This window comes from Streptomyces sp. NPDC002044, from assembly GCF_040296725.1.
GTDB lineage: Bacteria > Actinomycetota > Actinomycetes > Streptomycetales > Streptomycetaceae > Streptomyces > Streptomyces antarcticus.
Genome location: NZ_JBEOXU010000194.1, coordinates 1 through 9,008, shown reverse-complemented (window position 1 = coordinate 9,008; position 9,008 = coordinate 1). Strand labels below are relative to the sequence as shown.

Below are 9,008 nucleotides of genomic sequence, written 5' to 3'. Positions count from 1 at the left end.
TGCGCTTATCATATGTCGCCCCCTCTGCCACTTTGTGGTCCCGGGGGCGCCCCAGCGGGGCGGCGGCCCGCCCCGTCACGCCTTACGGGGTGGGGGCGGCGTTGCGCCAGACCGTCACGTCGAGGGTGAGGTACTTGCTGGGCGAGTCCTCCGGTGAGAACCCCTGGACCGTCACCAGGCCGAGGTGCCCCGTACCGGTGGTGACGCAGACCTGGCGGCCCTTGGACAGCTTGTTCACGTAGACGTTCTGGGTGAACCGGGTGTCCGCGCGGCACGCCGCGAGCGAGCCCTCCTGTCCCGGGTCCAGGAGGACCAGGTTCCCGCCGGAGGTCTCCGCGTCGAGGTACCCGCCCGTGTCGTAGGAGAGCTCGTACCCGCCGTCCTCGCCCTGTTGCGGCCGGACCTCCTCGCCGAGGGTCAGGTGGTATCCGGCGGTGAGGTTGACGCCCTTGTAGTCGGCGGGCTTCGGGTCGGCCTTCGGTTTGGCCGCCCCCGACGAGCCGGTGTCCTGCCGGGATTCGGCCGTCCGCCCGCCGGCGTTCGGCTCGCTCTGTGACCGCTCCTTGTCGCCGAACGCGGAGTACGCGGTTCCCGCCACCACGACCGCCAGGACCACCGCGGCGGCGACGGCGAGGACCGGCCCCCGGCGGGGGCCCGCGCCGTTCGGGGGCACGGGGTACGGCTGCGGGTGCGTGGGGAACTGGGCCGGGGCGTAGGCGTGCGGGTGGCCCGGGGCCCCCATCGGCGCCGGGGCGGCGGGGTGCCGGGGGCGGGGCGGCTGGTACCCCTGGGGGGTGGGCGGGCCGAAGCCGGGCGGCGCGGTGGCAGGCCCCGCGGACACGGTCGGCGCGTACCCCGGCGGCGGGGTGGCGGGCGCGACCGGTGTGGTGGGCGAGTACGCGACGGAGGGGGCCGAGGACGGCGGCGGCGGGGTCTGGGCCGGGGCGGGAGCGGCCGCCCGTACGGTGATGTCCGCGGCGACCGGAGCCGGCAGCCAGTCCTCGGGGCGGCGCAGCACGGTCTCGGCGTTGGCGGACTGACACAGGCCGATGACCTCGGCGACCGAGGGCCTGGCCGCGGGATCCTTGGCGAGGCAGCGGGTGACCAGCTCGGTCAGCCGCTCCGGGACTCCGGTGAGGTCGGGCTCCTCGTGGACGATCCGGTACAGCACACCGTGCGAGGTGCCCTCGCCGAAGGCCGGGGAGCCCGTCGCCGCGTACGCCGCGACCTGGCCGAGCGCGAAGATGTCGGTGGCGGGGGTCACCCGGTGCCCGGCGGCCTGCTCGGGGGCCATGAACGCGGGGGTGCCGATGGTGACGCCGCTGCCGGTGAGCGAGGTGGCGTCGGCGGCGAAGGCGATGCCGAAGTCGATGACGCGGGGGCCGTCCGCCGCGAGCAGCACGTTGGACGGCTTGAGGTCGCGGTGCACGATGCCCGCGCCGTGGATGACGTGGAGGGCCTCGGCCATGCCCGCGATGAGCAGCAGGACCGCCTCGACGGGCAGCGCTCCGTGCGCGACGACGGCGTCGGAGAGCGAGGGGCCCGGTACGTAGGCGGTGGCCAGCCAGGGCTGCGCGCCCGCGGTGTCGGCGTCGATCACCGGCGCGGTGAACAGGCCCTGTACGCGCTGCGCCGACTGCACTTCCTGGGCGAACCGGCGGCGGAACTCGGGGTCTTCACCGAACTCCGGCCGGATCACCTTGATGGCCACGGGCCGTCCGCCCGGCGTGTACGACAGGTACACCTTGCCCATGCCGCCCGCGCCGAGCTTGGCGGCCAGGCGGTATCCGGCGATGGTGGTCGGGTCGTCTCCCGCCAGCGGCTGGAAGATCTGTGGGGCGATTCCGCCCGTGTCCGGCTGCTGACCGTTCATCAACTCGTGTCTCCCCCGCAGAACGCCGTATCGACCGGCACCCTATCCAAGGACGGCGATGCCCCGCAGGCCGGACCATTCCCGCCGCCGTCCGGCGGTCACCGCGCCCGGCACCGCGGCACCGCGGCACCCCGGCCGGAGACGGCCTACAGGCCGCCGGCGACCCACAGGACCGCGCCCGTGGTGTACGAGGCGTCGGCGGAGAGCGGCCAGGACACGGCGGCGTGGTGCACGTACCGGCCGGGGGCTGGGACCGTCCTCACCCCCGGCCCACGACGAGGGAGGCCGGCGCACGGGCGGGGACCGGGGGCAGCCGCAGGGGGCGCCGGCCGGGGGTGAGCGAGCCGAGCACGCGCGGACCGCGCGCTCCGGTGCACTCGGGGGCGTTGCCGGGGAGACCGTGCAGGGTGAGGAAGCCGAGGACGGCGAAGGCGTACGCCTCCTTCTCGGCGGCGGGCAGCCCGAGCGCGCCGGAGTCCAGCAGGGCCGTTCCGGCGGTCAGTTCCTCGCGGAGCATCGACATCAGGACGGGGTTGCGGGTGCCGCCGCCGGAGGCGACGACCTCGGTGGCGCCGAGCGGGCGCAGCGCGTCGGCGACGGTGCGGGCGGTCAGCCGGGTGAGGGTGGCGAGGAGGTCGGGCGGTGTGAGGGCGGCGAAGCCGTCCAGGGCCGTGTGCAGGTAGCCGGAGTGGAACAACTCCTTGCCGGTCGTCTTGGGGGCGGGCAGCCGGTAGTACGGCTCGTCGAGCAGCCGCCGCAGGAGCGCGGGATCGACCCGGCCGCGGGCGGCGAGGGCGCCGTCCGCGTCGTAGCCGGCGCGCCCGGAGGTCACCGCGTGGACGGCGGCGTCCATGAGGGCGTTGCCGGGTCCGGTGTCGAAGGCGACCGGCGGACCCGCGGCGGGGAGGGCGGTGAGGTTGGCGATGCCGCCGATGTTCAGGGCGGCGGGGACTCCGGGGCGCCCGCGCAGCAGCATCGTGTCGATCAGGCTGACGAGCGGGGCGCCCTGGCCGCCGGCGGCGACGTCGCCGGGGCGGAAGTCGGAGACGACCGGGCAGCCGGTGGCTTCGGCGATCCAGGCGGGCCGGCCGAGCTGGAGGGTGCCGTGGACCCGGCCCCCGGAGGCCCAGTGGTAGACGGTCTGCCCGTGCGAGGCGATCAACTCGGCCTGGCCTCCGCACAGTTCGTGGTCGGCGCGGACGGCGAGTGCGGCGAACGCCTGTCCGATGCGGGTGTCGAGCCTGCACACGTCGGCCATCGTGGTGGGTGAGGGGGGCAGGGCCGCGGCGAGGGCGCGGCGCAGGGCGTCGTCGTACGGGGCACTGACCATGCCGAGCGGGACCAGCCGCAGGGTGTCGCCCGCGCCGTCGAGCGTGATGTCGGCGGCCGCGGCGTCGACGGCGTCGTGGGAGGTGCCCGACATCAGGCCGATGGCCTTCATCGCAGCGGCCCGAGGTGGTCGTCGCCGCGCAGGGTGGCCAGGGCAGCGGCGCTGAGGGCGCAGGCGCCGGCGGCGTAGTAGGCCGGGATGTCGGTGGAGCCGGTGAGTCCGGTCAGGGTGGTGATGACGAGGCCCGCGCAGCCGGCGAAGACCGCGTTGGCGAGGGCGTACGCCACTCCGAGGCCGGTGCACCGCACGCGTGCGGGGAACATCTCGGCGAGCATGGCGGGCCCGGGGCCGGCGAGCAGTCCGACCGTCGCACCCGCGCAGACCAGGGCGGCGGCCTTGACGGGGGTGGAGGTGGCGGGGTCCTGGAGGACATGGAGCAGGGGGAGGGCGAACAGGGTGACGGCGAGGGCGCCGCACAGCATGACGGGGCGGCGGCCGACCCGGTCGCTGAGCGCTCCCGCGGGGAGGATCGACGCGGCGAAGCCGAGGTTGGCGAACGTGGTGGCGATCAGGGCCTCCTGGAAGGACGCGCCGAGCGTGGACTGGAGGTAGGAGGGCAGGACGACGAGGAAGGTGTAGCCGGCCGCCGACCAGCCGGTGATCCGCCCGATGCCGAGGGCGACGGCGCGGGCGGTCGCTCCGGCCACGGGCAGAGCGGCGGCGGCGAGGTCCGGAGCGGCGGCCGAGGCGGTACGGGGCGGCTCCGTACGCCCGGGCCGATCCGCACGCCCGGGCCGATCCGCACGCCCGGGCCGTGCCACCGGCCCGGGCCGATCCACCCGTCCCGGCGGTTCCACCAGTCCGGTACGCAGCCACAGGGCGGCCAGGCCGAGCGGCAGGGCGAGCAGGAAGGGCACGCGCCAGCCCCAGTCGTGCAGGGCGGCCGGGGAGAGGACCGTGGCCAGCAGCGCGGCCGTAGCGGCACCGGCGAGCAGCCCGAGCGCGACGGTGAACGACTGCCAGGCGCCGTAGCGGCCGCGCCGTCCGGGCGGCGCGCATTCGGTCATCAGGGCCACGGCGCCGCCGAACTCCCCTCCGGCCGAGAGTCCTTGGAGCGCGCGCAGCAGCGTGAGCAGCCACGGGGCGGCCGCGCCGGCCGTCGCCTGCGTCGGAAGCAGGCCGATCAGGGTGGTGGCGCAGGTCATCAGGCCGATGACGAGGACCAGGACGGCTCGGCGGCCGACGCGGTCGCCGAGCCGGCCGAACAGCAGGGCGCCGACGGGGCGGAAGAAGAAGGCCAGCGCGAAGGAGGCGTACGTGGCGATCAGGGGCCCGGCGCCACCGCTGCCGGAGGCCGAGGAGGGGGTGAAGAAGTGCGCGGCGATGACCGTGGCGAAGCAGCCGTAGACGCCGAACTCGTACCACTCGACGAAGTTGCCGGCCGAGCCCGCGAGCAGCGCCCGGCGCGGGCGGGTGGCGGTGGGCGGCGCGGGGCTCGCCAGGGAGGGGGTCACCCGTGCTGGCTGCCCGCTCCGGACGGCCGGGATGCCCCGCGGGGGCCGGGTTCAGCAGATCGGCCCCCGGAACGCCGGTCCCGTACCGCGCGGGGGCGTGCGCCCCGCCCCCGCCCCCGGAACGCCCCGACGGCGCCGGCCGGACCGCGCCCCGGCCGGAGCGGCGGCGCACGCCCGCCCCACGCCCCAACAGCCCCGAGAGCCTCTGACCTCCCCGACCGCCTCCGCGAAGCGCTGCGGCCCCTGCGGGGCGTGCCGCAGGAAGAGGTTGGGCTCGATCAGCTCCAGTTCCATCACGACGGGTTCCCCGTCCCCGCCCAGCGCCAGGTCGACGCGGGCGAACACCGGCGCGCCCGGCGCGGGCACCGCCGCCAGGGCCTCGCGCGCCGCGCGGAGTTCCGTGTCGGTCGGCTGGTACGCGGTGGCGCCGGGGTGGGCGACGCGGAAGTTGAAGGGACGTGCGGCGGCCGGGCTCCGGCCTCAGGCGCCCGCCCGCCAGACCGTGGTCGCGTTGCAGAACTCGCGGATGCCGTGCCCGGACAGCTCGCGGCCGTAGCCGGAGCGCTTGACGCCGCCGAAGGGCAGTGCGGGGTGGGAGGCGGTCATGCCGTTGACGAAGACCCCGCCGGCCTGGATGTCCCGCACGCAGGCGTCCACTTCCTCGTCGCTGGCGGTCCAGACGCTGGAGCTCAGGCCGAAGGGGGTGTGGTTGGCACGTTCGATCGCCTCCTCCAGGCCCCCGACGCGGTAGAGCGTGGCGACCGGCCCGAACGCCTCCTCCTGGTCGATGCGCATGGCGGCGGTGACGTCGGCGAGGACGGTGGGCTCGTGGAACCAGCCCGCGTCCAGCCCCTCGGGCCGGCCGCCCCCGCACAGGACGGCCGCGCCGTGGCGCACGGCGTCCTCGACGAGTTCCTCGAGGTCGGCGCGGCCCTGTTCGGTGGCGAGCGGGCCGACGTCGGTGGCCTCGTCCATCGGGTCGCCGACGGTGAGCGCGGCCATGGCGGCGGTGAACCCGGCGGCGAACTCGTCGTACACGTCGGTGTGGACGATGAACCGCTTCGAGGCGATGCACGACTGGCCGTTGTTCTGCACGCGCGCGGTGACGGCGGTCGTGACGGCCCGGGCGACGTCCGCGGAGGGCAGCACGATGAAGGGGTCGCTGCCGCCCAGTTCCAGGACGGTCTTCTTGACCTCGTCGCCGGCCACGGCGGCGACCGCCCGCCCGGCCGGCTCGCTGCCGGTCAGTGTCGCGGCGGCGACCCGGGGGTCGCGCAGCACCCGCTCCACGCCGTCGGAGCCGATCAGCAGGGTCTGGAAGCAGCCCCGGGGGAATCCGGCCCGGTGAAACAGGTCCCCGAGGTAGAGCGCCGTCTGCGGCACGTTGGAGGCGTGCTTGAGGAGGCCCGTGTTCCCGGCCATCAGCGCGGGCGCGGCGAACCGTACGACCTGCCAGAGCGGGAAGTTCCACGGCATGACCGCGAGGACCACGCCCAGCGGCCGGTAGCGGACGAGTACCGAGCCGGCGCCGGAGTCGCGGACGTCGCTTTCGGCGGGGTGCTCGTCGGCGAGCAGCGATTCGGCGTGCGCGGCGTACCAGCGCATGGCCTTCACGCACTTGGCGGCTTCGGCGCGGGCCGCCGCCAGTGGTTTGCCCATCTCGGTGGTCATGATCCGGGCGATGTCCTCGTTGTCCGCCTCCAGGAGGCCGGCGGCCGCGAGCAGCAGCGCGGACCGCTCGGCGAATCCGGTGGTGCGGTAGTCGGCGAACGTCGCGGCGGCCTCGGCGAGGCACTGCTCGACCTCGTCGGGGCCCTGGGCCCGGAAGGTGCGCAGGGTCTCGCCGGTGGCGGGATTCACGGTGGCGATGGGCATGGCTCGGTTCCTCCCTGGGGGCGGGCTCGCCCCACGACCCTCCCCCGGTGGCCGCCGGGCCGCAAGGCGAGCGCGGTACGCCCGGTACGGCGTGCGAGCGGGCCGGAGCCGGTCAGGACGGGTCGTGCAGCAGTTCGGGGCCGTTGTTGCGGACGTCGTTGACGGCGGTGGAGACGGCGCGCACGTTCAGGCGCCCCGCGGCCGGTGTGCCGAGCAGGGCGCGGAGCTCGTCCGGGTCCTGGTGCGCGGGGTCGAGCCAGGTCTCGTAGTCGGCCGGTGCGATGGCGAGCGGCATGCGCGGGTGGACGCGGCCGGCCGCGTCGACGGCCTCCGTGGTGATGATCGTGCAGGTGGTCCACCAGGCCGCCGGATCGTCGTCGTCCGTGACCGCCTTGTCGCGCCAGAACTCGTAGAGGCCGGCCATGGCCAGTACCGAGGAGTCCTCGGGGGTGATGAAGTACGGCTGCTTGTACGCCTTCGCCGTGTCCGTGGCCGGGACGGGCTCCCACTCGTAGAACCCGTCCGCGGGAAGCAGGCAGCGGCGTTTGGCGAAGGCGCGGCGGTAGGCCGGCTTCTCGTGCACGGTCTCGGCCCGTGCGTTGATCATCTTGGCTCCGGTGTCCGGGCGCTTCGCCCAGGAGGGGACCAGCCCCCAGCGCAGCGGCCGAAGGCCGCGCTCCACGACGCCGCTCTCGCGGTCGGGGCGTTCCAGGACGGCCCACACCGGGTCGGTCGGGGCGACGTTCCAGCTGGGCGCCAGGGTTTCCGCGGGGTCCCGGCGGGTGACCCCGAACAGGTCGGCGAGGTCGCCGGGACCGCGGGTGGAGGCGTATCGGCCGCACATGCACTCCACTGTCCCACGGGTCCTGGCGGTGGGCCGTGGAAACGGGGAAGCCGGGGTCGTATGCGCGGCCGTCCGGGTTTTCCGTGTGCAGAGCGCTCCGGACGGGGAAGGGGCGCGGTGACCGGTCCGGCCCGATCACCGGGCCGCCCGAGAGAGGACGGACACCGTGACACGACCGAGGATTCTCGTGGTGGGCGCCGGCTTCGCCGGAGTGGAGTGCGTCCGCAGGCTGGAGCGCCGGCTGACACCGCAGGAGGCGGACATCTCCCTGGTCACGCCGACCTCCTACCAGCTGTATCTGCCGCTGCTCCCCCAGGTGGCGTCCGGGGTGCTGACCCCGCAGTCCATCGCCGTCTCGCTGCGGCGCAGCAGCCGGCACCGCACCCGGATCGTGCCCGGCGGCGCGATCGGCGTGGATCCGGTGGCGAAGGTCTGCGTCATCCGCACGATCACCGGCGAGGTGACCGAGCGGGAGTACGACCACCTGGTGCTGGCGCCCGGCAGCGTCACCCGTACGTTCGACATCCCCGGGCTCACCGAGCACGCGCGGGGCATGAAGACCCTCGCCGAGGCCGCCTGTCTGCGGGACCACGTCATCGCGCAGCTGGACCTGGCCGACGCGAGCCAGGACGAGGCGGAGCGCGCGTCCCGGCTGTGCTTCATCGTGGTCGGCGGAGGATACGCGGGTACCGAGACGGCCGCCTGCCTGCAGCGGCTGACCCATCAGGCGGTGAAGCGCTACCCGCGCCTCGATCCCCGGCAGATCAGCTGGCACCTGCTGGACCTGGCCCCCAAGCTGATGCCCGAGCTCGGCGACTCCCTCGGGAAGGCCGCCCTGGAGATCCTGCGGCGGCGCGGGATCGAGGTGTCCCTCGGGGTGAGCGTGGCGAAGGCGGGGCCTGAGGAGGTGACCCTGACGGACGGGCGGGTGCTGCCGAGCCGGACGCTGATCTGGACGGCCGGAGTGGCCGCGAGCCCGCTGGTCGCGACCCTGGACGCGGAGACCGAGCGGGGCCGGCTGGTGGTGACCCCCGAGCTGACCGTGCCGGGGGCTCCCGGGGTCTTCGCCCTGGGTGACGCCGCCGCCGTGCCGGACCTCGCGTCGGGCAAGGACGGCGCGATCTGCCCGCCGACGGCGCAGCACGCGCTGCGGCAGGGGCGCACGCTCGCCGACAACCTGATCGCGACGCTGCGGCGGCAGCCGCTGCGGCCCTACTCCCACCGGGACCTGGGGCTCGTCGTCGACCTCGGCGGCACGGACGCCGTGTCCAAGCCGCTGGGCATCCCGCTGCGCGGCCTTCCGGCGCAGGCGGTGGCCCGCGGGTATCACTGGTCGGCGCTGCGGACGAACGTCGCCAAGACCAGGGTGCTGACGAACTGGATGCTGAACGCGGTGGCCGGGGACGACTTCGTCCGTACCGGTTTCCAGCGGACGCGGCCGCCGAGCCTGCGGGACTTCGAGTACACGGACTCCTACCTGACGCCCGCCGAGGTGCGGGCCCACACGGCGGCCCTGCGGGCGGCCGCGGGGTGAGGGCACACGGCCCGGGCCCCCCGGGGGGGGGGGGGGGG

7 protein-coding genes are annotated in these 9,008 nt (G+C 75.3%); 1 reads left to right on the top strand and 6 read right to left on the bottom strand.

The window, feature by feature from the left end; genetic code table 11:
- Positions 1-82: 82 nt before the first annotated feature.
- The 6 genes from ABT106_RS29110 to ABT106_RS29085 form a co-directional block, all read right to left on the bottom strand.
- On the bottom strand, positions 83-1,873 hold the full coding sequence (locus ABT106_RS29110; protein WP_351283253.1) for a serine/threonine-protein kinase: 1,791 nt from the start codon (positions 1,871-1,873) through the stop codon (positions 83-85).
- Positions 1,874-2,132: 259 nt separating this feature from the next.
- The gene (locus ABT106_RS29105) at positions 2,133-3,314 is read right to left on the bottom strand and encodes an anhydro-N-acetylmuramic acid kinase (RefSeq protein ID WP_351283250.1); all 1,182 of its coding nucleotides are present in this window, start codon (positions 3,312-3,314) and stop codon (positions 2,133-2,135) included.
- Positions 3,311-4,717: an MFS transporter gene (locus tag ABT106_RS29100; protein ID WP_351283248.1), complete on the bottom strand. Its 1,407-nt coding sequence runs from the start codon at positions 4,715-4,717 to the stop codon at positions 3,311-3,313. The genes ABT106_RS29105 and ABT106_RS29100 overlap by 4 nt, the downstream gene beginning before the upstream one ends.
- A gap of 51 nt (positions 4,718-4,768) precedes the next feature.
- Positions 4,769-5,083, bottom strand: a complete 315-nt coding sequence (locus ABT106_RS29095) for a hypothetical protein (RefSeq protein WP_351283245.1) — start codon at positions 5,081-5,083, stop codon at positions 4,769-4,771.
- A 114-nt stretch (positions 5,084-5,197) separates the two neighbouring features.
- Complete coding sequence (locus ABT106_RS29090; RefSeq protein WP_351283242.1) at positions 5,198-6,592, bottom strand: NADP-dependent succinic semialdehyde dehydrogenase; 1,395 nt, start codon at positions 6,590-6,592, stop codon at positions 5,198-5,200.
- A gap of 112 nt (positions 6,593-6,704) precedes the next feature.
- On the bottom strand, positions 6,705-7,436 hold the full coding sequence (locus ABT106_RS29085) for an SOS response-associated peptidase (protein ID WP_351283240.1): 732 nt from the start codon (positions 7,434-7,436) through the stop codon (positions 6,705-6,707).
- Positions 7,437-7,602: 166 nt separating this feature from the next.
- On the opposite strand from ABT106_RS29085, the gene ABT106_RS29080 reads away from it, so the two are divergent.
- On the top strand, positions 7,603-8,970 hold the full coding sequence (locus tag ABT106_RS29080) for an NAD(P)/FAD-dependent oxidoreductase (RefSeq protein ID WP_351283238.1): 1,368 nt from the start codon (positions 7,603-7,605) through the stop codon (positions 8,968-8,970).
- Positions 8,971-9,008 lie beyond the last annotated feature (38 nt).

Bases quoted from the DNA above. Each gene is read 5' to 3' on its own strand.
- ABT106_RS29110 (WP_351283253.1), bottom strand. From the start codon at position 1,873: ATGAACGGTCAGCAGCCGGACACGGGCGGAATCGCCCCACAGATCTTC.
- ABT106_RS29085 (WP_351283240.1), bottom strand. From the start codon at position 7,436: ATGTGCGGCCGATACGCCTCCACCCGCGGTCCCGGCGACCTCGCCGAC.
- ABT106_RS29090 (WP_351283242.1), bottom strand. From the start codon at position 6,592: ATGCCCATCGCCACCGTGAATCCCGCCACCGGCGAGACCCTGCGCACC.
- ABT106_RS29105 (WP_351283250.1), bottom strand. From the start codon at position 3,314: ATGAAGGCCATCGGCCTGATGTCGGGCACCTCCCACGACGCCGTCGAC.